The organism is Flavobacterium sp. ALD4 (assembly GCF_002836475.1).
GTDB lineage: Bacteria > Bacteroidota > Bacteroidia > Flavobacteriales > Flavobacteriaceae > Flavobacterium.
Genome location: NZ_PJBJ01000026.1, coordinates 34,652 through 58,420 on the forward strand (window position 1 = coordinate 34,652; position 23,769 = coordinate 58,420).

Annotated in this window: 19 protein-coding genes; 8 read left to right on the forward strand and 11 right to left on the reverse strand. The window is 33.7% G+C overall.

What is annotated here, in order from left to right:
- Positions 1-112 precede the first annotated feature (112 nt).
- From CXF59_RS06070 to CXF59_RS06095, 6 genes are all read left to right on the forward strand, one after another.
- Entirely contained in the window at positions 113-2,863 is a 2,751-nt protein-coding gene (locus tag CXF59_RS06070) for a PAS domain S-box protein (RefSeq protein ID WP_101136950.1), read from the forward strand.
- A 6-nt stretch (positions 2,864-2,869) separates the two neighbouring features.
- On the forward strand, positions 2,870-3,598 hold the full coding sequence (locus CXF59_RS06075; RefSeq protein WP_232758706.1) for an ATP-binding protein: 729 nt from the start codon (positions 2,870-2,872) through the stop codon (positions 3,596-3,598).
- 4 nt (positions 3,599-3,602) lie between these two features.
- Positions 3,603-4,013, forward strand: coding sequence for a response regulator (locus CXF59_RS06080; protein ID WP_101136951.1), 411 nt, complete (start codon positions 3,603-3,605; stop codon positions 4,011-4,013).
- 28 nt (positions 4,014-4,041) lie between these two features.
- Positions 4,042-4,467: a response regulator gene (locus tag CXF59_RS06085; RefSeq protein WP_101136952.1), complete on the forward strand. Its 426-nt coding sequence runs from the start codon at positions 4,042-4,044 to the stop codon at positions 4,465-4,467.
- A gap of 6 nt (positions 4,468-4,473) precedes the next feature.
- A complete protein-coding gene (locus CXF59_RS06090; RefSeq protein ID WP_101136953.1) occupies positions 4,474-6,831 on the forward strand; it encodes a response regulator in 2,358 nt (785 codons plus the stop codon).
- Positions 6,832-7,008: 177 nt separating this feature from the next.
- Positions 7,009-7,371 (forward strand): response regulator transcription factor, encoded by a 363-nt coding sequence (locus tag CXF59_RS06095; RefSeq protein WP_101136954.1) that lies wholly within the window; start codon positions 7,009-7,011, stop codon positions 7,369-7,371.
- A gap of 391 nt (positions 7,372-7,762) precedes the next feature.
- On the opposite strand, the gene CXF59_RS06100 is transcribed toward CXF59_RS06095, so the two are convergent.
- Entirely contained in the window at positions 7,763-8,053 is a 291-nt protein-coding gene (locus CXF59_RS06100; RefSeq protein ID WP_157824538.1) for a hypothetical protein, read from the reverse strand.
- 520 nt (positions 8,054-8,573) lie between these two features.
- Here CXF59_RS06100 and CXF59_RS06105 point away from each other — a divergent pair.
- Positions 8,574-10,106, forward strand: a complete 1,533-nt coding sequence (locus tag CXF59_RS06105) for a SulP family inorganic anion transporter (protein WP_101136956.1) — start codon at positions 8,574-8,576, stop codon at positions 10,104-10,106.
- Positions 10,107-10,201: 95 nt separating this feature from the next.
- Here the strand turns inward: CXF59_RS06105 and CXF59_RS06110 are convergent, their stop codons facing one another.
- The 5 genes from CXF59_RS06110 to CXF59_RS06130 all read right to left on the reverse strand — a co-directional run bounded on the left by CXF59_RS06110 (position 10,202) and on the right by CXF59_RS06130 (position 15,217).
- On the reverse strand, positions 10,202-11,539 hold the full coding sequence (locus CXF59_RS06110; protein ID WP_101136957.1) for a 1-acyl-sn-glycerol-3-phosphate acyltransferase: 1,338 nt from the start codon (positions 11,537-11,539) through the stop codon (positions 10,202-10,204).
- On the reverse strand, positions 11,536-12,828 hold the full coding sequence (locus tag CXF59_RS06115) for an MFS transporter (protein WP_101136958.1): 1,293 nt from the start codon (positions 12,826-12,828) through the stop codon (positions 11,536-11,538). The genes CXF59_RS06110 and CXF59_RS06115 overlap by 4 nt, the downstream gene beginning before the upstream one ends.
- A 470-nt stretch (positions 12,829-13,298) precedes the next feature.
- A complete protein-coding gene (locus CXF59_RS06120; protein WP_101136959.1) occupies positions 13,299-13,613 on the reverse strand; it encodes an HPF/RaiA family ribosome-associated protein in 315 nt (104 codons plus the stop codon).
- Positions 13,614-13,878: 265 nt separating this feature from the next.
- A complete protein-coding gene (locus tag CXF59_RS06125) occupies positions 13,879-14,502 on the reverse strand; it encodes a murein L,D-transpeptidase catalytic domain-containing protein (protein ID WP_232758708.1) in 624 nt (207 codons plus the stop codon).
- A 178-nt stretch (positions 14,503-14,680) separates the two neighbouring features.
- Positions 14,681-15,217: a GNAT family N-acetyltransferase gene (locus CXF59_RS06130; RefSeq protein WP_101136961.1), complete on the reverse strand. Its 537-nt coding sequence runs from the start codon at positions 15,215-15,217 to the stop codon at positions 14,681-14,683.
- A 1,282-nt stretch (positions 15,218-16,499) separates the two neighbouring features.
- Between CXF59_RS06130 and katG the strand changes: the two genes are divergently transcribed.
- Positions 16,500-18,764 (forward strand): catalase/peroxidase HPI, encoded by a 2,265-nt coding sequence (gene katG, locus CXF59_RS06135; RefSeq protein WP_101136962.1) that lies wholly within the window; start codon positions 16,500-16,502, stop codon positions 18,762-18,764.
- A 765-nt stretch (positions 18,765-19,529) separates the two neighbouring features.
- Here the strand turns inward: katG and CXF59_RS15555 are convergent.
- From CXF59_RS15555 to CXF59_RS06155, 5 genes are all read right to left on the reverse strand, one after another.
- A complete protein-coding gene (locus CXF59_RS15555) occupies positions 19,530-19,661 on the reverse strand; it encodes a hypothetical protein (RefSeq protein ID WP_255416302.1) in 132 nt (43 codons plus the stop codon).
- Positions 19,662-20,705: 1,044 nt separating this feature from the next.
- A complete protein-coding gene (locus tag CXF59_RS15280) occupies positions 20,706-20,870 on the reverse strand; it encodes an IS3 family transposase (protein WP_232758710.1) in 165 nt (54 codons plus the stop codon).
- 140 nt (positions 20,871-21,010) lie between these two features.
- Entirely contained in the window at positions 21,011-21,205 is a 195-nt protein-coding gene (locus CXF59_RS06145; RefSeq protein ID WP_101136964.1) for a DDE-type integrase/transposase/recombinase, read from the reverse strand.
- 422 nt (positions 21,206-21,627) lie between these two features.
- Positions 21,628-22,212 carry a fasciclin domain-containing protein gene (locus CXF59_RS06150; RefSeq protein WP_198554644.1) on the reverse strand — a complete coding sequence of 195 codons (585 nt, stop codon included), beginning with the start codon at positions 22,210-22,212 and terminating at the stop codon, positions 21,628-21,630.
- A gap of 424 nt (positions 22,213-22,636) precedes the next feature.
- On the reverse strand, positions 22,637-23,359 hold the full coding sequence (locus CXF59_RS06155; RefSeq protein WP_101136965.1) for an SDR family oxidoreductase: 723 nt from the start codon (positions 23,357-23,359) through the stop codon (positions 22,637-22,639).
- Positions 23,360-23,769: the final 410 nt, after the last annotated feature.

The following is a 23,769-nucleotide window of genomic DNA, read 5'->3' on the forward strand; positions in this document are numbered from 1 at the left end:
ACTCTGGAGAATAAACTATTTATTGTTGCTGCATGGTAAATACGTGTTTAACACTTCAAATACATAGTTTTTTTTCAAGCAATTGACCCCAAATCAATACCCGCTTCAAATAATGAAAAAATCAGTATTGCCGTTAAACGAATCAGAAAGGCTTAAGGCTCTTGAAAGTTATTCAATTATGGATTCTTTGCCTGAACAAGAGTATGATTCTATCACACAGTTAGCTTCTTACATTTGTGGGACTCCGATAGCTTTAATAAGTTTATTAGATGAAGGTCGTCAATGGTTTAAATCAAGTGTAGGTTTAAGTGCTATTGAAACTCCCCGGGACATCTCTTTTTGCCAATATGCAATTATGGGAGAGGAGGTATATGAAGTTAATAACGCATTGGAAAATGAAACTTTTGCCGATAATCCCTTAGTGACCGGTAATCCTGACATTCGGTTTTATGCCGGTGCTCCACTTCATGATGTTAACGGATTCAATTTAGGCTCATTGTGCGTAATAGATACAAAGCCAAGAATACTTTCTGATGAACAGAAAAACGCATTAAAACTATTGGCTAATCAAGTTGTTTTATTGTTGGATCTGCGAAAAAAAAATATAGCCCTTAAAAGTACTCAACAGGAATTTCAGAACTTTCTTGAACTCTCAAAAGATTTAGTTTGTATCGCTAACATAGACGGTACATTACAGAAAGTAAATTCGGCTTTTACCGATGTTTTAGGATATTCCAAAGAAGAGTTGGAAGGCATACCATTTGTAGGTTTTATTCACTCTGAAGATATAGAAATTAGCGATAAAGAAGTAGAGAAACTTGCGCAAGGACAAAAGACGATTAGTTTTGAAAACCGATACCGCTCTAAAAATGGAGCTTACGTTCTGTTAAGCTGGAACGTAACACCAGAGCCAGAAACAGGAAATCTATATTGTACAGCGAGAGATGTCACTTTTGAACGAAGTCAACAAGAAATAGTAGTACAAACTAGTAATGAGTTGAAAGCGATACTTAATGCTTCTGAATTCTCGATAATAGCGACGGACCTTGACGGTATGGTGAAAGAATTTAATAAGGGAGCTGAAGTTTTACTGGGTTATAAAGCAGATGAATTGGTAGGAAAAAGCTCAGTGGCTATTTTCCATTCGGTAAACGAGGTTGTACAACGTTCCCAAGACTTAATTAAGGAACTCGGTGAAATTGTTGAGCCGGGATTTGATGTGCTTTTTATTAAAACTCGAAAATCTGGGGTCGCTGATACGCATGAGTGGACGTATTTAAGAAAAGATGGGACGACCTTTCCAGTACAGTTATCAATCACTGCCATTAAGAATAGTATAGGGGAAATAACTGGTTACTTAGGAATAGCCAAGGATATTTCAAAGGAAAAGGAAGCCGAACTTAATTTAATCAACAGCAATAACTTATTAGATGAATCCCAACGGATAGCTAAAACAGGAAGTTGGAAATATGATATAAATACAAATAATCTGATTTGGTCAAAAGGGCATTATAGTGTTTTTGAATTGGAAAAATTACCTGAAAATGAACTTAATAATGCTTATCGAAGTCGCATCCATCCCGAAGACTTAGTGGTTTTAGATGAGTTAAGTGAAAATATCGTAAAAACAGGTAAAGATTTTAAAGTTAGTTATAGAATAGTCTTGCCGGACAGCAGAATAAAGCAGATTTTAGAAATAGGCCAGCCATATAAAAACCGGAGAGGAGAAGTGGTTGGAATACAAGGGACAATTCAAGATATTACCGAAAAAACGTTAGCCGAACAAATCATAATTGAAAAAGCAAAAGAAATAAATGATGTTAGGTCTGCTTTAGATGAATCTTCGATAGTTACAATTACAGATCAAAAAGGTATTATTAATTTTGTGAATGATAAATTTTGTTCCATTTCTAAATATTCGAAAAAAGAACTTCTTGGTCAATATCATTACCTTGATAATCCACATTATAAATTAAATAAGTTCATTAAAAACATGTGGAAGGTCATTGCTAATGGGCAAGTATGGCAAGGAGAGATAATGAATGTTGCTAAAGACGGGTCATTTTACTGGGTGTATTCAACCATTGTTCCTTTTTTAGATAATGAGGGAAAACCATATCAATATATCGCGATCAGTTCAGATATTACGGAGCAAAAACAAGCACAGAAAAATTTAAACAATGCATTAACTGATCTTGAAAAAAAGAATAAGGAATTGGATCAGTTTGCTTATATCGTTTCTCATGACCTCAAGGCTCCTCTTAGGGCTATCAATAATCTTTCGGAGTGGATTATGGAAGATATGCCTGAGATGCCTGCTGAGGTAAGTAGTAATTTTGGATTGTTACGAGGTCGTGTCATGCGCATGGAGAATTTAATTAATGGCGTTTTAGATTATTCCCGTATTGGTAAAGTGTTGATTGAAAAACAGCTAACTGACTTGAAAAAAATGTTACATTATATTGTTGAAACAATTGTACCCACTGAAGGGTATGTCGTTTATATTGCAGACAATATTCCTGAAATTAAAATTGCAAGAATATTATTTCAGCAGATTTTCACTAATCTTATCAGTAATGCAATAAAGTATAATGACAAACCAATAGGGAAAATAGAATGCCTCTATGAATCATTGCCTGGTTTTCACCAATTTACCATAAAAGATAATGGCCCCGGAATAGCAAAAGAATACCATGAAAAAGTATTTAAAGTTTTTCAAACTATTGAAGCTAGGGATAAAAAGGAAAGTACAGGTGTTGGATTGTCAATTGTACAAAAGATAGTTGAAGAAAAGGGAGGTACTATTCGTATTGAATCTGAAGAAGATAAAGGCGCAAGTTTTATTTTTACAGTTCCTAAATAAATGAAAATGATGGAGTCAGAAAAAAAATGTCAAGAGGAATTAATAGCTCTTAAAAAAGAATTTGAAGATTTTGTTTATATTGTGTCCCATGATATAAAAACACCAATGAGGGCTATCGTAAACATTGCTACTTGGATCGAAGATGATTTAGGCACTGATGTTGATAAGGATATTTTAGATAATTTTAATTTATTAAAAAATAGAGTAGGACGTCTGGAAAACATGATGAACGCTTTATTAGAATTTTCGCATGTCAAAAGAACGAAAATGGACCTATTCGAAGTGAGTATTCCAAAATTGGTAAATGATTGTATTGCAATGCTGGGGGACAAAAAAAACGTAGAATTTCATGTTAGTTATAATTTAGTTGATGAAAAATGCATTACTTTGGGTAAAAAATTAGAAAAAGTAATTTATAGTTTGCTTCATAATGCCATTCAATTTCATGACAAAGAAAAGAAGAATGTATTTATTGAAATAATTGAAAACGAAAGCGATTATGAAATAATGATTAGCGATGATGGCCCCGGTATTCCGGAAGAGGTAAAAGACAAGATATTTTCTATTTTCTATACCGTTAACTCGAAGGATGTTGTTGATTCAACTGGTGCAGGGTTAGCAATATGCGACAAAATAATAAAAATGCTAGGAGGAACAATACGATATACTCCTAGATTAAATTACGGCTCAGTTTTTAGATTTAATTGGCCTAAAACAATAACAATAAATACTTAGAATTATGATGCAGAAATTGGTAAACATTCTACTGGTAGAAGATGATGAGGTCGATGTAATGAATGTAAAACGAGCATTCTCAAAAAATAATATTAAGAATGATCTTTATGTAGCCGGAAATGGCGTTGAGGCACTAGAGATGTTGCGTGGCTCTATTGTTCCTTTGCCAAGAATTATCATATTGGATATTAATATGCCTAAGATGAATGGAATAGAATTCCTTAAAGAACTAAGAATGGATGAAAATCTTAAAAACATCTCCGTCTTTGTTATGACTACTTCAAACGAGGATAGTGATAAAATTAATGCCTATAATCTTAATGTGGCTGGGTATATTTTAAAACCATTATCTTTCGAGAAATTTATCTCCTCTGTTGCTACACTTAAGAATTTTTGGTCTTTGTGTGAAATGTAGCATCGAATAATAGTAATAATAGCAAATTATGATAAACTCAAACATCTTGTTAGTGGATAATTGTAAAGTAGACATTGAAAATACCAAAAAGGCATTTTTAATACTCGATATAAAAGCTACTTTACATTTTGCTAAAAATGATTTAGAAGCCTGGAATCAACTTCACGGCAATCATAAAGTTTCTCCAACACCTAAAATTCTTTTGATTGATATTAATCAGGAGGGGATTAATGGTATAGGTTTAATAAATAAGATAAGGAGGGATGCTGATTTAAAATCAATATTAGTATTTGTAATCACAGATACAGATAATGAGAAAAATAAAATTGATGCTTTAAATTTAAATATTGCAGGATACCTACGTAAACCAATTGATAGCGACAAAAACATTGATTTTTTTTCAATCTTAAATAATTATTGGAATATTATTGAATATTCAATTGAAAAAAGATAAAATAATATGGCTGTAGCTTTAAAAATATTAGTGATTGATGATGACAAAGTCGATTTGATTACTATTATCCGATCTATTTCACATTCTGGCATCTTAGCAGATGTGGAAAGTGCTTTTTCCGCCAAAGATGGCATTGAAAAGATTAAATCATTCGCTTATGATTTAATCTTTTTGGATTATTTGATGCCTGATAGCGACGGTATTTCTTTTCTGAAAATCCTGAAGAATTTAGGAATAGAGACGCCGGTAATTTTTGTAACTTCCCAGGGAGATGAAAAAATTGCCAGTCAGGCTATTTTGGGTGGGGCGTCAGATTACATTCCAAAATCATTATTGAATCCTGACGGTGTATCCCTCAGCATAAGGAATGCCCTTAAGCTCCACGAGAGCCTTATTCATCGCAAGAAAACGGAATTAGCTTTAAAAATTAACGCAAACCGACTTTCAGAAGCTCAAAAACTTGCCAAAATTGGATTTTGGGAATTAAACCTAATTGATAAAAAGGTTTTTTTCTCTGAACAAGTTTATACTATTTTTGAAATAGAAGAAAACAGTACTCCCTCATTGGATCTTTTAAAATCTCGCTTAATTAGTTCAGATAATGTCAAACTATTTGAAAAAAACCTAAAGCTGGTTGAAAATAATAATTCAGAAGTAAAGTTTAGTCATAGTTTAACAGGGAAAAACGGAGCTGTTAAATACATTAATGAGTACATAAAATGTCTGAATGATGAGTATAATGAACCCCTCAAAATTTTAGGAACGATTCAAGATGTCACTGATCAAAAATATATTGAACGGGAGCTTACAAAAGCAAAAGAACTGGCAGAGCAATCAGTGCGAGTAAAGGAACAGTTTCTTACTAACATGAGTCATGAAATCCGTACTCCAATGAATGGTATTATTGGGTTTGCAAGAATTCTAGAGGGAACAGTTTTAGACAATGATCAGGAACAAAGTGTAAAAGCCATTAAAAGAGCTGGGAAAAGCTTAATGGTTATTATAAATGACATTCTTGATTTTTCAAAAATTGAAGCAGATAAAATGATAATTGAAGAAGTAAATTTCTCTTTATCAAAGAATATCAAAACCGTAATAGAGTTGCTTTCTACAATCGCTAAAGAGAAGAAGGTAAAGTTACTTTATAAAATTGATCCAGAAATCAATGATACCTTAATTGGAGACCCCACGAAGTTGTCTCGAATTTTGATTAATTTGTTAGGGAATGCCTTGAAATTTACAGAAAAAGGATCTGTTGAGTTGGATATTTCTCAAGAAAAAGAATCTGATACAGAAACTTTTATTCGGTTTACGGTGACAGACACAGGTATCGGTATTCCGCAGGACAAAATAGATTCCATATTTGAAAGTTTTAATCAGGCTTCGAATGAAACGACGAGAAAATTTGGAGGCACAGGGTTGGGTTTAACCATAACCCGAAAACTGATTGAACTTCATGGTAGCGCTATAGCCGTGAATAGTGAAATGGGAAAAGGAAGTGCCTTTTCATTCCTGATACAATACGCAAAAGATAATAGTGGAGCAACTGATATCGCTTTAATTGAAAACAAAAAGTTAACTCCTGATTTCCTAAAAGACATAAAAATACTATTGGTTGAGGATAACGAACTAAACCAACTTTTAGCCATTAAAGTATTTAACAAATGGGAGAAAGAAATCGATATTGCCGGTAATGGAAAAATAGCCATTGACAAAATGGAACAGAATAATTACGATATTATTTTGATGGACATTCAAATGCCTGAAATGGATGGGAATGAACTGACAAAATATATTCGAAATCATATGGGGGCCAAATCAAATGTCCCAATAATAGCATTGACAGCTCATGCTACATTAAAAGAAGAAAAGCGCTGTATGGAAAATGGAATGAATGATTATTTATCAAAACCATTTCATTTTAAGGTATTACTTGAAAAGCTATACAATAATTTAATGAACACAAATACTACTGTTTCTTCTGACTCATCTATCCAGACAATCAAAGCTGAAAAATTAATTGATTTTAAGTGTTTAAATGAATTTGCTGATGGAGATGCTGATTTCGTCAAAGAAATGCTACTCTTATTCATACAGAATTCTCCAATAACATTACAAATAATATTGGAATCAAATGAAGCGGATGATATTAACATTCTAAAATCTGAAGTGCATAAATTTAAGTCTTCTATCAGTTTGTTAGGGATTGTTTCAGCATCAAAAAGTATTGGAATTATTGAGGAAGAAATTAATATGAATCCTTTTGGACAAAAGCGGAAAGAGGAAGTAATCCATCTTAATGAAATTTGCCAGTCTGTTTTTACTGAATTGGAATCATTATTGCGTGTCTCATCAATAACGTAGTCTAATTTTGGCGCATAGCATTAAATACAAATAAAGTACTCTGATAGTTTTATTTATTAATCATTATAATTAATGACCTACCAATAGAAATTTTGAAATAGATATCCTTGTGACAGAGATAGCAAACTTAGTTTTTTAAATAATTATTTTCCCCAAATAGTAATTAAATTAAATCAAATGAAAATTTTAATAGCCGAAGATGATGAAATGATGCTTAAAACAATGGAGTTTAAGCTAAAAAGAGAAGGTTTTGATGTAATCACATGTGCGAACGGCGAAGAAGCGATTACTAAAATTATTACTGATAATCCAGATGTAATAATAACAGATATCATGATGCCGTTTGTTACCGGAATTGATATTATCAGAAAGGTGAAAACCGAATTAAAACTCAACATTCCTATAATTGTATTATCTGCCGTTGGCTTAGAGAAGACGGTTTTGGTAGCTTTCGAAGTAGGTGCAGATGATTTTATAACGAAGCCATTTAGTCCAAACGAGTTAATTGTAAGGGTAAAACGACTTCTCTTAAAGGTCTAACGCAGACAGTAGTGTCAATTAATGTGGTACGAGAATTTTTTTATATTTAAAAATCGCTGCGCTGAGTAGTAGTTTTTTACAAAGTAAATAAAAGGGTTCAATGAGTATTAAAATAGAGATAGTAGACTGTACTGATTATTCTCATTTTAATATTTTCCGAAAACAACTGCATTAATATTTGCTCCTAAATCCACCAAATAGGTAGATTGTTTTTTCATAAATTCAATGGAGCTACAGATATAGAAGTGTTGATCAAAGTATGTACTATTTTCAATAAAGTATTAACGGTCAATTCGTTTTCCTATAAAACCCATTACTTTTTATCGAGTATATAAATCTATAATATCTTCTTGTCACATTTCCTTTAATTCATCTTTCACAATGACACCTTCTAAAGTTTTATTGAAGTATAAGAGGCATTTGCTGATACGCTTTTGATTGTACATAAATTTCTAAATATTGAAATAAACGGAGTAATGTGAGCACCTCCAGCAATAAAACCTCTTGGCTCTTTGCATTCAATGGTGGTCCAAACATCATATATAATTGATTCCTTTCGGGCATTTATTCGTCCAAGCATATTAGGGACCCCTTGATGTTCTTTGTAAATCTTAATCATGAATTCAAGATAATTTTCTTTCCTCAAGTAGGTAAAGGTGAAGGGCCTTGTCTTATCTTTCAATTCCGGAAGTATTATGGAAACTTCAGCTGCCTAATCAGGAGTAAAATCATAGCGTACAGGTTTTTCAACTTTAAAACATTTTACATCATGGCTGATGTATTTGGCTTCTAACATCTTGATTCTATAATTCTTCGTTTTTTAATTTATAAAGATGATGTTATTCAAAGTGTATACGTTTGATAGGAAAAGGAGATCATTAAAACTCCACAGTATAAATTTAACAAAAATAACAGTATTGATTGACTGTATAATTACCTGTTTTTAAGATGCGTATGCTTTTAAATTGGTTTTCATAGATGATTTATTATCCCATCTGTTTTAACATATCTACATTCCTTTTTGAACACCCATTAAAAAAAAGTACATTTGCAGATTAAAAGAATATTTTTTTTCTTAAACAGTAGGCTACGCCATTTTAGGCAAATGGTTACACGTCAATTTTTTTATTGGTTTTAGAGGTTGATTTTTAATTTACAGCTCTTTTCCGGACCATAAACTCATCAATATTTTATAAAATAAAATGAAACAGTATTTCAACTTATTCGATTTCACACAAAAAGTCAATTACAGAACTGAAGTTTTAGCAGGTTTAACAGTTGCTATGACCATGATTCCAGAGTCATTGTCATTTGCGATATTAGCTGGCTTTCCCCCCTTAGTTGGATTGTATGCTGCATTTATAATGGGCTTAGTTACCGCTATATTTGGAGGTAGACCAGGAATGGTATCCGGTGGAGCAGGGGCAACAGTGATTGTTTTAATTGCTTTGATGAAGTCAAACGGGTTAGAATATGTATTTGCGGCTGTTGCTTTGGCAGGGGTTATACAGATTTTGATTGGTCTGTTTAAGTTAGGTAAATTCATACGTCTGGTGCCACAGCCCGTAATGTTTGGTTTTGTGAATGGTTTAGCGATAATTATTTTTATGTCTCAGCTGGAGCAGTTCAAAACGATTGTAAATGGGGAGAGTGTTTGGTTATCCGGCAGCCCTATGTTTATTATGCTCGGTTTGGTGGCTTTAACTATTGCAATTGTGATATTTCTTCCTAAAGTAACTAAAGCTGTACCAGCTTCATTAGTAGCCATAATCGTGGTTTTTGGATTGGTTTTAGGGTTGGGAATTGAAACAAAAACGGTTGCGGATATTGCTTCCATAAGTGGTGGATTTCCCCCTTTTCATATTCCTGATATTACTTTAAGTTTAGAAACTTTAAAAATAATTTTCCCATATGCGCTAATTATGGCCTCAGTAGGATTAACAGAGGGATTGTTGACCTTAAACTTAGTGGATGAAATAACGGGGACAAAAGGAAGCGGTAACCGCGAATGTATTGCCCAAGGAAGTGCTAATGTTTTAAATGGTTTTTTCTTCGGAATGGGAGGATGTCCTATGATAGCTCAGACTTTGGTTAACCTTTCTGCAGGTTCCAGAGCTCGTTTATCAGGTATAGTAGCCTCCTTGGCGATTCTTGTGATTATTTTGTTTGGAGCACCAGTAATTGAATTATTGCCCATAGCCGCTTTGGTAGGAGTGATGGTAATGGTGGCGATAGGTACATTTGAATGGATTAGTTTTAGAATAATCAATAAAATGCCTAAACACGATATATTTGTTGGAGTCTTAGTGGCAATCATTACTGTTTTATTACATAATTTGGCGTTAGCAGTTTTGATTGGAGTTATCATTTCAGCTTTGGTTTTTGCTTGGGAGAGTGCCAAACGCATTCGTGCCAGAAAATATATCGATGATAAAGGGGTTAAGCATTATGAAATATACGGACCATTATTTTTTGGTTCCACCACTGCTTTTGCCGAAAAATTTGATGTGCTTGATGACCCGGATGAGGTAATTGTTGATTTTAGAGAAAGCAAAATCACGGATATGAGCGCTATTGACGCCGTACATAAATTAACAGAACGCTATGCAAAAGCGGGTAAAAAACTCCATTTGAGATATTTAAGCGCTGACTGTCGTGAGTTGCTTCATGCTGCAGATGATGTTATTGACATTAATATCATTGAGGATCCTACTTATAAAGTGGCGGCCAATTAGAAAAAAAAAAACAGACTTGAAGCTTCTTCAAGTCTGTTTTTTTTTACAACATAAAAGGATTTTTGTTGTTTTTATGGCGCTTGGTTTTATTCTCTTTAAATAATACTTTCACGCGCCTTTCCCATATTAGTCAAAATTTCATCTCGCAGTTGTAACAGTTTTCGCTTTCTCTCGGAATTCATGAAAAAGTAAAAATTGATTACTCTTCTAAAACGTTTGATTTCTGTCCAATAATACATTGCGACATAACCGGAGATTAGAAAGGCAAGGAATAGTAGCAGAGTATATGAAAAATCAGAGCTGATGTACTGTCTGAACAGCCAAATTTCCAGCGAGTAAAAAAGCGGAAACAGCAGTAGCCCAGTAATCATTTCTACAGAAGCCTTGTATTCGATATCAATTTTCAAGGCCTTAAATACTCGCGAAGGAATGATATAAGGCAAATAATTGATGAGTAACCCAAAGATATATACTGGTGCTAGAAAAATAAATTTTAAAAAATAATTCAGGCAAACCATCACCTTATTTTTTTGAAGGAAATGATCTGTGAAAAAACCAGGTGTCAATCGTTCTTCGGTAAGTAGTTTAAAGAAGGACAGTACCGCTGTTTGTATATCGTAGTAAAGGTCGGGATGGTGTTCAAGGGTGTAAATTAGTGCTTTTGAAACTTGGTTCCTCAACGCTAAAGATTTCTTTGTGTCGAGCTGTAAATCAGTCATTGGCTCACTAAAAGTAATGTAAAACTTATAGGACTTAACCAGGAACTCTTCCTGCGTTTTAGAGTAGGTTTGAGGAATGCTTTTCGCAAGTTCTTTTCTAATGTATTCTGTTAGTTTCAAGACCGTTTTAAAGTCGTTATTTGCGTAAGCCCGCTTGTATTTGTCAATGGATATTGGTTCGCTTACAGTGACTGAAATGTTGCTTCTAAACTGTATCGAATCAGAATAATCTAATGCGATGGGAAGTATTTTTAAATTTCCGTCAAAACTCTGAAGTTCTTCATAACTCAATGCAATTCTCGCAGTACCTGTTTTTATTTCCCTCAAATTAAGTTCATAGAGACTGCTGCCTTCGGGAAAGGTGAGAATAGTATTCCCTTTTGACAGATACTCATGGCATTTAGAAAAAGCAGTTCTGTTGTCCGGTTTTTCGCCGTGCAAGATGTCTTTTTTTCTATAGATAGGGATGACATTAAAAAAATTAAAAATTCTTGCCAGTATTTTATTCGAAAAAAGTCCTGCATTGGCAATAAACCCAATTTTTTGCTTGGTTATGGAGGTGATTATTAAAGGATCGATTAACGTGTTGGGGTGATTGGCTACAATAATCATGGGGCCAGCGGCCGGAATATTGTTTTTCCCCGTAACGACAATCTTTTTAAAATAAATAAAAAGAGATAATTTAATGATTTGTCTTAACAAACGATAAATCATTTGATATGCTGTTTAAGATTAGCCGTTTGAAGGGCAATAAAACCAGTAATGAAAAAGAGTGACATAAAAACCATACTGTATCGCATGCTTCCCGTAACCTGATCTATTAATCCGTAGGATAAAGATCCAATCACAATTGCAAATTTCTCAGTGATGTCATAGAAACTAAAATAAGAAGCTGTGTCTTTTGTCTCTAAGGGAATTAGCTTTGAATAAGTGGATCTGGAAATGGATTGTATTCCTCCCATCACAAATCCTAAAAAAGCAGCTAAAGTGTAAAACGTCAATTTTTCTTTCAGATAGTAGCCGGCAATACAGATGACAATCCAAATAATTAAGGTACAGCTGATCGCAAATCCATTTCCTTTTTTATTGGAAACCCAAGCAAAAAAGTAAGCGCCGCCAATAGCCAATACTTGCAAAATCAAAACGATATAAATCATTTCGTCCGCACCCATTCCAATCTCTTTGTCTGCAAACAGTGGCGCTAATAGCATAACAGTTTGAACTCCCATACTGAATAGGAAAAACGAGATGAGAAAGCGTTTCATTACTTGTTTTTGGCCAACTGCCGCAAAGACTTTCTTCAATTCTCTAAGGCCATGACCTATTATATCTAAACTTATCGGTTTCCCCGTTGCACGATCTTTTAAATAATAAAAGGCAATTTGGGCAAATCCCATCCACCATACACCGACCAGAATAAAACCAAATCGGGTAGCTGAACCAGCGCTTTCAAAACCGAAAACGGCATATTTTTGATACAACAGCAAATTTACAATCAATAAAATAATACTGCCTGTGTATCCCATTGCAAATCCACGGGCACTTACTTGGTCCATTCGTTCGGCGGAAGAAACCTCTGGTAAAAAACCATTGTAGAATACCAAAGATCCAGCATAGCCTATACTTGCTAAAATGGAACAAGCAATTCCATATTCAATATTTTCCCCTGTAAAGAAGTAAAGTCCCATACAAGACAACGACCCCAGATAGGTGAAGAATTGCATAAAGCGTTTTTTTAATCCGCTGTAATCGGCGACACCGGAAAGAATAGGGGAAAGAAGCACAATTATGAGGAAGGAAAAGGATATGGCATAGGAAAATAGTACGGAGTTTTTAATTTGGGCTCCAAAAAACTGAACCATTTCCCCTCCAAAAGCAGCTTGAGTAGTATTCAAATAATAAATAGGGAAAATTGCGGTGGTTACAATTAGATTATAAACTGAATTTGACCAGTCAAATGAGGCCCAGGCATTGATGAGTTGTTTGTTGTCTTTTTGCAGCACTTCGGTTTGTTGTTGTTGGTTTGTAATTTGATTCGTTTCTAAAGATATATTTTTTTAAACTGATAAAGCCCGTACCAAGATGAATCTACTTGAAAATAAAACTTTGTAATTTGACTCCCTTTACTATATAAAACTGTAGTATGGTTTGTCATATATTACAAAACAGCTTTTTTAATAATTTTTCTTGTCCAGGTTTTGATGCGTTTCATGAAATCCGTAAGGAGTTCAAATATCCTAATTCCCGTTTCTAGTAATTTCTGTTTAGCAGTTTGGTAACTGTTGAAAATTTCCAAATGATCAGCAGAAGAACGAAAACAGTTTAAAAAGTGGTATAAAAAAAAGCGCCCTCATTTACTTTTGTAAATGAGGGCGCTTTCCGTATTGATTTATATGTTAATTAACAGCGAAAGTGCCTTAGTAATTGGATGTAATGCAGTCTAGAATCAAAACGAGTTTGACTGTCTTTTACATTAATGATTATTCAAACGACCTAGTGTACTGTCAAGAGATGTTTTTAGCTTGTTAATGGCACCTTTTACGGCTAATTCATGTGTGTTTCCTTGATTTGAGACAACAATTGGTTTCATTCCTTCAAGTCTTGCTTCCAGTTTACAAAGTTTATCGTTTTGTCCTTCTTTGTGTCCGTTTTCATCTGAAAAATGAACTTCTAACCTCGTAATATGTCCGCTAAATCTGTTTAATTCTTCAGATAGTAACGTAGTTAATTGTGCTCTGAATGCTTCGTGTAATGTTAAGTTATTATCTGAATTTAATTGGATAGTCATAAATGTATATTTTATTTGTTGTTAATTTTTTTTACTGAAAGAAAGTGTTGAAAATAAGATAAGACAATATTTCCCGTTTTTTTTAACACAAGACCTTCTTTATAGTGATTTTGTTATTATGTAAATTTAAGCTTTTTGTGACGGAAAGTGTTACATATAACAAAAAATAAATTACATGATTCACACATCTAAGCGACACTTTTTCTCTTATTAGGTATAGAGAATGTAAGCGAAAATATATATTGGAAATCTAGACAGCTTCTATTTAATAGTATATGTCTAAAATGATCGTACGCTTCGAACCGTCAATTCGTTTTTCAATTCGTTCATAATATATTTCATTTACCATTGGACAGCCAAAACTATACTCTATTTGGTTATTTTGCTCTTCATAAGGCACATCGCAACTTTTATGTAGTACAATGTTTCTAGAGAATGATTTGTCGTTAGTGGCATCTAATCCATGTAATTTGTAAGCTTTGCCAAATTGACCGTTATAGCTTTGTCCGATCCTGTAACGGCCTAATGAGGTGCAAAGAGAGCCATTTTCATTACTGAATTTTTGGTCTCCGTCGATTTTTATTCTCGAACCGAAACCATGGGCTACCAATCCTTGATCCAATATCACATTGTTTTTTAGGTCGTATATAAAAAACCTATTTTTTCCTGACATGACTTGCATGTCAATAAAAAAGGCGATTTCAGGATTATAATTAGAATTGTGCTGAACTAATTCCTTTATGCGTTTTACCTGTTGCAAAAGCTTTTCCTCTGCTCTACTAGTTAATTCAGAAGATGCATAAGTTTTGTTTGCAGCATTTTTAGAAAAAATGTTGATGGGTAATAAGAAGAGTCCTATTGATAGTAAAACAAAGAATAATTTTCTCACTTTCTGTATGTATTAATATTGTTTTTCTTTGGGCTAATACCTGAAAAATGAATTAAGGTGTGTCAATTTGATACAGATTAATCTACTTTGCAAAGTTAAGAAAAAAAAATACTTTAAGTATTGAAAAACAGTTATTTAACAGGTATATCTGGGAGATTACCTCTTTTTTTTTCATGCATTAAATATTTTTGTACATGCGATACATTCCTCTTAAATTAGGATGGATTAATTCAAATTCTAAGTCAAATGTACCACAAATTTGGAAGTCCATTTTTTCATAAAATACTACTGCTTTTTTCTGGGTATCTATTGCTTCCAACCATAAAATGGAATGACCACTAGCTGCCAATCTGTTTTCTGTCCAATGGACAAGGGTTTTTCCGATGCCTTTGCCATGAAAAGCAGGGTCTAGATAAATTCGATCTAGTTTAGCGGATTTTAGATCTTTAAATTCAATCAAAGGAACATTTTCGATTAGTTTTAATATTCCAATTGTTTCAGATTGATAGTGAACAAAATAATAGGATGAATTAGGATTGTCGAGATCCATTGCCAAATTAGCGTAGGAATATATTTTTTTCATATACCAACTGCCATCATCGAACCACAGGTGGCGGTATTCGGGAAGGTATATTCTGGACATTAAGTCGTACAATTGTTCCTGGTCAGTAATTGAAATGGACGTTAACGTAAGTTTGTCGGATACTTGTATCATGTTTTATTGCTCGTTCTTATTGTAATGTTTGATTCAAGTGGCAACTACTGGCTTTTGGTTAAACCCATAATTTGCTTTCTCAAAATTAAATCTTTTTCTTGGACGATTCTTTAATTTGTGCTGTATTTCTATAATGTCATGAATTGTCGGGCCTTCAAAAGAAGTTAGTTTAGCTATATAATGTAATAAGAGTCCACTTAGGTGTTGATTTGCAGGATGATTCAAAGCGGTTTAATGCCTTTCCTTTTGAAGAAGTCTCCTAAGCTTATTTTCTAAAAGCTGTATTAATGAATTGGATCCACTACTCATGAGACGCATCAGATTATTTTTATTGAATTGTATTTCAATTATCTAAGCCAATGCCAGGAATGGCTTAGTCGCCTTTTTCTTTTTAAATAGGATTTGGTTAGTAAAGCACTTCTGAGATTTATCCAATTAACAGCAAAAATTATATAATACTCGGAGTTTGACAAAGGGATGTTTTAGGTTCGCCTTGATTATTTGTTATGGTATAGGAATCAGACCTATCGAAAAACCAAGTCAGGGGAACCTTTTCTTAATCATTGTATTCTTTGTCAAACAAGAACAAAAATAAATAATTATGAAAAATCTTTCTTCACCTAAGAAAATTACCTGGATCATCGGCTTAACTTTTGGTATTCGAGGAATTATTGGTCACTAAACAAATGTTCAAATTTTAACTCAATATAATTACGAACTCTTACTGGTTGGTTTTATTGTGGTGGCTGGTACAACGACTTTCAGTTAGATTTAAGGGGTTTAACGAGGTGCACTCGATAAGTAGTAAAGACTATGTTCTGTTTTAAAAAGAGAATTAACGCTTCGCTACTTTGTAGAGAGGCGCGGCTATCAACAGTTATTTTGAAAGTGATTTTTCTATAAGCAGTTGGTTAGCCTTTTAACCTACTTAAACCATCGCCGGTACTACTGAAGTTTGATTAATTAGCCTTTTAATTATTTACCGGTTAATCATAAATGAGACATGGTAGTTCATATCCATAAAATAGGTGACTTCGACGCTGTACGCGTCAGTCAGTAATTTCTTCCGTAAAAACTTCATTTTGAACAGGTTTCAAATAACTGGATGATGTAAGGTTCCTTGAAAGCCTATTGTCGAGTATAGATAATTTTGTATATTTACGATAGTAGGTCTTAAATGACGGCTATAGTATATATCTATGGTTATATAAAATGTATAGATAAAAATTATCGAAAAAGTTATTGTAATTTTGAATAACGAATAAAACTAAATTTTATAAATATGGAAGATAATAATCAATCAAGTGGATCATCTTATAAGATGAATAGCGAAAGTAAGTGTCCCTTTTCGGGAAGCGCTCCAATTACGGGTGATGGAACCGCGGCTAAGCAAAGCGCTGCAAGTGCTAAAAGTAATAAAGACTGGTGGCCAAATCAGTTACAATTGAATATACTCCGTCAGCATGCGGACTTTTCTAACCCCATGGGAGAGAACTTTGATTATGCGGCAGAATTTAAAAGTCTAGATCTTGATGCAGTGAAGAAAGACATATACGATTTGATGACAAATTCTCAAGACTGGTGGCCAGCAGATTATGGTCATTATGGACCATTTTTTATTAGAATGGCTTGGCATAGCGCGGGTACGTATCGAACTGCAGACGGTCGTGGAGGTAGTGGTGCCGGTTCTCAACGATTTGCACCTCTCAATAGCTGGCCTGACAATGCAAACTTAGATAAGGCCCGTTTATTACTATGGCCTATCAAACAGAAATACGGTAAGAAAATCTCATGGGCCGACTTAATAGTTTTAACTGGTAACTGTGCTCTTGATTCTATGGGATTAAAGACCTTTGGTTTTGGTGGGGGTCGCGAAGATATTTGGCAAAGCGAGGAAGATATTTATTGGGGCTCTGAAAGAAAATGGTTGGATGACAATCGGTATACTTTGGAGCGTGAATTAGAAAATCCATTAGCAGCTGTTCAAATGGGACTTATTTACGTGAATCCTGAAGGACCTAATGGAAATCCTGACCCACTTTTATCAGCACGTGATATTCGTGAGACTTTTGCACGTATGGCAATGAATGACGAAGAAACAGTTGCGCTTATAGCTGGTGGTCATACTTTTGGAAAAGTACATGGTGCTGCAGATCCAGAGAAGTATGTAGGACCTGAACCTTCAGCAGCAGGAATTGAAGAGCAAGGTCTTGGTTGGAAAAATAGTTTTCGTACTGGAAAAGGCGAAGATACTATTTCTAGTGGATTAGAAGGAGCTTGGAGTGCTACGCCTACAAAGTGGAGTAACAACTACTTTGAAAATCTTTTCGGATTTGAATGGGAGTTAACTAAGAGTCCTGGGGGTGCACATCAGTGGCGACCTAAGAATGGTGCAGGTGCTGGCACAGTACCAGATGCTCACAATCCATCCAAGAGTCATGCGCCGTTTATGCTTACGAGTGATTTAGCTTTAAGAGTGGATCCTATCTACGAACCAATTTCACGATACTATTATGAAAACCCTGATGTATTAGCAGATATGTTTGCTCGTGCTTGGTTTAAACTAATGCATCGCGATATGGGACCAATAGTACGTTACCTTGGTAAAGACGTTCCTAAAGAAGAACTAATCTGGCAAGATCCTATTCCTGCTGTAGCACACAAAATAATAGATAGTGCTGACATAACAGCACTAAAATTAAAAATACTTGATTCAGGACTATCAATATCGCAATTAGTTTCTACTGCTTGGGCTTCTGCATCTACTTTCCGTGGATCTGATAAACGTGGAGGAGCAAATGGCGCACGGATTCGTCTTGCACCCCAAAAAGATTGGGAAGTAAATAATCCAGTTCAACTAACGAAAGTATTAGAGGTGTTTGACCATATTCAGGCAGCATTTAATAAGGCTCAATCTGATGATAAAAAGGTCTCTATAGCCGACTTAATTGTTCTAGGTGGTTGTGCAGCTATTGAAAGAGCAGCCAAAAGCGCCGGTCATACTGTAATAGTGCCTTTTACAGCGGGGCGGGCTGATGCATCACAAGAACAGACAGATGCAGAATCATTTGATGTGCTAGAGCCTGAAGCAGACGGTTTTCGTAATTACTTAAAAGCGGAATATACTATTTCTTCAGAGGAAATGTTGATTGATAAAGCACAATTAATGACGTTAACAGTACCTCAAATGACCGTTCTACTTGGAGGAATGCGGGTATTGAACACCAACTTTGATCAGTCGAATCATGGCGTATTTACTCAGCGTCCAGAAGTGTTAACGAATGACTTCTTCCTTAATCTTCTTGATATGACAACGACATGGAAGTCGGTTTCTGAAGCTGATACTATTTTTGAAGGTCATAATCGTACTACGGGAGAGTTGAAAGGTGTTGGTACTCGTGCAGATTTGATATTCGGCTCGAATTCAGAGCTTCGTGCTATTGCCGAAGTGTATGGATGTGCTGATTCATCAGAAAAATTTGTAAACGATTTTGTTAAGGCTTGGGACAAGGTAATGAGCCTAGACCGGTTTGATTTAGTAAAATAGTTCGTAAAGATTAGAGAATAGCATAAAAAAAAATGGTCCGGTAACGGACCATTTTTTATATATAGTAGTTTTTAACTTTAACAGATTAGAGATTAACAGAGTTCTTAGAATGTGAGGAAACGGTATTAAACAGTACTTAGACTTTTTAAAAGTATAATATGCAACTACCAGACAGGAAAATAGTTGTTGTTTAATTAGAGTACTTTTTTTTAAGGAGTAGAGGCCTTAAAAAAGGTATAAGTGGCAAACTGAAATGATTACTAGCTTAATAATGGTATGCTAATAGAAGTATGAAAAGACTTATTTTATTGATTTTATAAAATGTAAAATAAACTTCAATACAGGTAGTGGGTTTTTAGTAACCATTTGATTTTTAACATCTTATTTATGAATTGGAATAAGTTTTATCTGTCGTATTTCATTGTTAAAGCAAATATTAAAAGTAGCAAAACGGCTGTATTACAAACAAGAAAAATTCTGGAAGTAATTATCTCCCAGAAATAAAGCTACTGCTTTATTTTTAAATTAGTGCCGACTTTTAATTAAACTGTTATTTAATAATTTAATTTCGGTATAAACAGCCAAAAAGGTAGCTACAATAGATTCAGATAAGTGGTAGGCAAGATAACTGTGGTTCCTTAAATCTTGACGTAGAGTTAACTTTACCATCACAATACCAATCATTAAATTAAAAGTTAAATTTAGCAATAACTCGTAAATAAGTAATTCACTCTACGTCAAAACCAACCACTCTTTATACAGTGATTATTTCTTACTGTCTTTAATTTTTTTCTGCAGCTCCTCATCGTTCTTACCAGTATTAGTTAAAGCGTAAGCAAATGCAACGCCAAATAATATGGTGATTATTCCTGCAAAATAGGGTATAAAATCAGTCATTTTTGTTTCTTTTTATTAGATGTAAGTATATTCCAAAGCAAAGTATTGATGGTACCCACAGGCCTATAAAAATAGCTTGATTTTCATGACCATCAAAAAATAAAATTTCAGAGTATACTAATGAAGCAAAGGCTGATATAAAAAGCAACGCATCGGTTAAGTTAAATTTATAAAACATTTTGTATTAATTATTTTAGTCCTACATGTATGGCTTTTCGGAATACGCCCCGTTTTTTTAAGTGGGTTCTGGACTCCACCTTTTTAATCTATTTCATTCAGATTAGCCTGTCGCTCTTTTCGATTTCACAGCATGTCATCTGTTTTGTTTTACTAAGAATTACAAGTAATCTAACTATAGCAAAATTACACTTTTTTAATTTATAATTTGATAGTAGCGGTACTTTTATCGTACAATAATATGTTTTTTATGAAAAATCTTTTGGTTAAAAAGCTTAAATAATTTACAGTAGGTAATTCGCGGTCAGTTACTTGAATTAAAAAAATAATTATTGAATATTTTTCGCTCCTATAGTCCATGTTTTTTCTTTGTTATCGGAAGTTATTCCCAAAGAAATTAGTCTTTATGGCATTTCTCTTATTTTGGGTTTAATTTTTTTTTATGTTTATTATTAGAACGGTAGTCTAGGTAAAGCGAGAAATTTGTCAAGTAAAAACAATCAGGAAAAGACTATAATACCGTGATTTATCAACTATATTTATTCTTGTTTTAGCCTATTTCATGGGATAACAATAGAGTTAAAGAGGGGAAGCCTCAAGTTATGGCTTTTAATTCATCTTGATTACAAAATGCTGGCGAGTCCTACTAGTAAATTATAGGTCTTCTTTTAAAAGTTGTCCAATAGCCAGAGATTTGTCCGCGATGTTATATTGCACATTGGATAATTTTTTCCCTAATAAAACAATCGCATGTAATTTCTTTCGCCTCTTCATTATCCATCAATTTTTGTCGTTCTTACTCTTTTATGTGTAAGGTCATTCCGGTATTTTTTGGATATGCAAATAAAACCTACAGTATAAGTTAAGCTATATTTTGTAATTAATTTGATGGTTAAATTCTTCAATAGTTGCATAATTCAAAGCAGAATGTCCTCTTTTTCTGTTGTACCAAATTTCAATGTATTCAAAGATTTCCAGTTTCATTTGTTCTTTAGAAATCAGTTTATTCCCATAAATCAATTCCGTTTTCAAAGATTTGAGGAAGTTTTCCGTCGCAGCATAATCCCTGCAATTTCCGTTACGACTCCTACTGCGGATTACTTTTTTATAGGAATCAAGAACATTTACAAACTTTTTACTGGCATGTTGGACACCTCTGTCAGAATGAAAAATTAAACCTTCATCAATATATCGGTTTTAACCGCCATTTTCCAAGCCCCAAGTGTAGTTTTTTCTTTACTCATTTTGTCACTCAAACTCCAACCGATAATTTTTCTGTCGTATAAATCCATAATAGTGGTCAGATACACAAACCCCTCTTTAGTTTGAATATATGTAATATCCGAAACCCAAACTTTTGAAGGCATTTTTACAACGAACTCTCTGTTGAACACATTTTCGACAACTAAATAATATTTTAAAAGTTAAGAATTTGTGCAAGGAGTGAGATAACTGGTACATGGGGATGATGCAACTAAATAAAGTAATTAAAAGCGAAGTATATCTGCACAGCTACGCTTCACTATTCTTATTTGATTGGTCCAGTTATAAATGTGTCCTTTTTCAACTATTAAAAAGGAAATTTTTTTGAAATACAACCTGTAAAATAATACTAATTTAATACGCCTTCAATCGTCTAGTTAAATGATACTATTTTCGATTATAGCTCAATAGAATTTAATTTCAAAGTTAGCTTTGTGGTGACTAGTTGCAATATGATACGTTCATAACTTTGCATAAAAAAACCGTTGCATTACTGCAACGGTAAATATCATAAGAAGTTAAGACCTTATTTTGGCATAACTACTGTATCAATTGCATGGATAACACCATTTGAAGCAGCTACATCAGCAAGAATTACTGTTGCAGTTCCTCCATTTGCATCTGTTAGCATTACTTTTCCGTCGTTCAAGCTTAATACGATTGTACCTCCTTGAACGGTTGTAACACTGTATTTTCCGTTATTTTTGTTTATTGCATCAATTACTGTTGCAGCGTCAAATTTCCCGGCAACAACGTGATACGTTAAAACAGCTTGCAATTTTTCTAAACTTTCTGGTTTCAACAAGCTTTCAACAGTTCCTGCTGGAAGTTTTGCAAATGCAGCGTTATTTGGTGCGAAAACCGTAAATGGACCATCTCCACTTAATGTTTCAACTAATCCTGCTGCTGTCACTGCTGTTACAAGCGTTGAGAAATCTGCGTTTGCAGCTGCTACACCTACAATATTTGGTGTTTCAACAACCATTGTACTGTCCATTGCTACTGCTGTTGAATCAGCCATCTCAGTTGATTCAGCTTCTTTTTTTTGACCACAAGAAGCTGTGATTAATCCTACTAGTACAAATGCACTAATTGTTTTTGCTAATTTCATAGTTACTATTTTAGATTTAAATTAAATTAAGATATTCAAAGATAAGAATTTATATTGTTTGTTCACTATTATTGACGATTAATTAAACAAAAAGTAAAATAGTGGTCTAATTTGTAGCAATGTTTAGTGTCGTAGTATCGCATTTTACTAAAATTGGCTTTTCAGAATTCCCTATTTTAAGTTTATTAATTTGATTTTTAGCGAGATATGAAAATATAATAGATCGAATGTACGAATAAAAATGATATTAGTGTTAAATTCATTTAGTTTTTTTTTAGGTTGTATAATTATCTTGTAGTACGTCAGCTGTGATAGTTAATATGCTAATTTATCTGATTTTATTTTACCTTATTGAATTCTAAAGTACTGTTTTAACTGAATCGCTAGAATTGCGGTAATACTTTGTTCTTCTTTTATATTGGGTTTATGGGTTCATTTTATTAAACGTTGCGTTTATAACTTCAGGTGTTGCTTTTGCCATTACTTCACTAAAACCGAACGTAAGTTCTGTTTTTCTATCTTTCATTTGTTGAAATACAGCTTCTACAAAATCACTAACTTCTGGCTGTCCATCGTGTATGCCTTTCCCGCCAAGGTCAGTGTTTAATGCTGGGGGTATCATTTCAATTACTTCAATGTTTTTCTCTTTTAGTAAATGTCTTAATGAAAGTGTAAACGAATGGAAAAACGCTTTTGTTGCACAATAAACGGGGACCTTTGAAAGCTGCACAAACGCCAATCCTGAAGTAACATTAATAATAGTGTTCAACGATTGTAGTTTTATAAAAAGTGATGTCAAATGAAGTGGAGCTAACACATTTGTTGTAATTTCAACATTCGCTTTTTCATAAAAGTCATCGTTAGAAATAGTCATCCAATTTTGAATACCAGCATTGTTTATTAACACATTCAAGTCGCTGTGATTTTCTGAAATCCAATTGTAGAGTTCTATTCTATCAGCTTCCACAGATAAATCGCAGACTTTTGTAATAACAGATGGAAATTTGTTAGCCGCTTCCTGCAAAGCCTCTTCGCGTCTGCCACAAATGATGACTTTATTTCCTTCCTTAAGAAACCTTTCCGTGAGTCCAAGTCCAATTCCGCTTGCTCCTCCTGTAATTAAAATGGTGTTGCCTGTCAGTTTCATATTTATTGAATTTTAATTTAATTACATGTCGTTTTACACTAATAATTACTTTTGCAGCTTTGAGATGCTCTCTATTTAGTTACCGCTAATTTTTCGGATGAACGAAAACGTAATGCGAAAAGATAATTCTACTAAAATCGCGCTATGTCAAAACCATTGTTATTGGACGCACTACTTTTTTTATTCTTTAAAATTAGACGGGAATAGGTTTCGTAATCGAAGATTATTTTAGAGTTGTTTTGGTTTATACGGTGATATAAGAATCTTTTTCCTTTTTAACTATTGAATCATTCGCTTCAAATTCATTCCAAAATTTGTTTTCTAATCGAATTAAGTTCTAGGGTAATTTTAGCACGCTATTATATTATAGTTTATCAGGAGTTTAGCAATAGCCATAAACTTAAACTCTA

Coding starts and splice junctions, on each gene's coding strand:
- CXF59_RS06150 (WP_198554644.1), bottom strand. CDS start 22,212: ATGAAATTAGCAAAAACAATTAGTGCATTTGTACTAGTAGGATTAATC.
- CXF59_RS06075 (WP_232758706.1), top strand. CDS start 2,870: ATGATGGAGTCAGAAAAAAAATGTCAAGAGGAATTAATAGCTCTTAAA.
- CXF59_RS06130 (WP_101136961.1), bottom strand. CDS start 15,217: ATGATACAAGTATCCGACAAACTTACGTTAACGTCCATTTCAATTACT.
- CXF59_RS06095 (WP_101136954.1), top strand. CDS start 7,009: ATGAAAATTTTAATAGCCGAAGATGATGAAATGATGCTTAAAACAATG.
- CXF59_RS06070 (WP_101136950.1), top strand. CDS start 113: ATGAAAAAATCAGTATTGCCGTTAAACGAATCAGAAAGGCTTAAGGCT.
- CXF59_RS06155 (WP_101136965.1), bottom strand. CDS start 23,359: ATGAAACTGACAGGCAACACCATTTTAATTACAGGAGGAGCAAGCGGA.
- CXF59_RS06145 (WP_101136964.1), bottom strand. CDS start 21,205: ATGCCTTCAAAAGTTTGGGTTTCGGATATTACATATATTCAAACTAAA.
- CXF59_RS06090 (WP_101136953.1), top strand. CDS start 4,474: ATGGCTGTAGCTTTAAAAATATTAGTGATTGATGATGACAAAGTCGAT.
- CXF59_RS06110 (WP_101136957.1), bottom strand. CDS start 11,539: ATGATTTATCGTTTGTTAAGACAAATCATTAAATTATCTCTTTTTATT.
- CXF59_RS06120 (WP_101136959.1), bottom strand. CDS start 13,613: ATGACTATCCAATTAAATTCAGATAATAACTTAACATTACACGAAGCA.
- CXF59_RS15555 (WP_255416302.1), bottom strand. CDS start 19,661: ATGACTGATTTTATACCCTATTTTGCAGGAATAATCACCATATTATTT.
- CXF59_RS06085 (WP_101136952.1), top strand. CDS start 4,042: ATGATAAACTCAAACATCTTGTTAGTGGATAATTGTAAAGTAGACATT.
- katG (WP_101136962.1), top strand. CDS start 16,500: ATGGAAGATAATAATCAATCAAGTGGATCATCTTATAAGATGAATAGC.
- CXF59_RS06080 (WP_101136951.1), top strand. CDS start 3,603: ATGATGCAGAAATTGGTAAACATTCTACTGGTAGAAGATGATGAGGTC.
- CXF59_RS06105 (WP_101136956.1), top strand. CDS start 8,574: ATGAAACAGTATTTCAACTTATTCGATTTCACACAAAAAGTCAATTAC.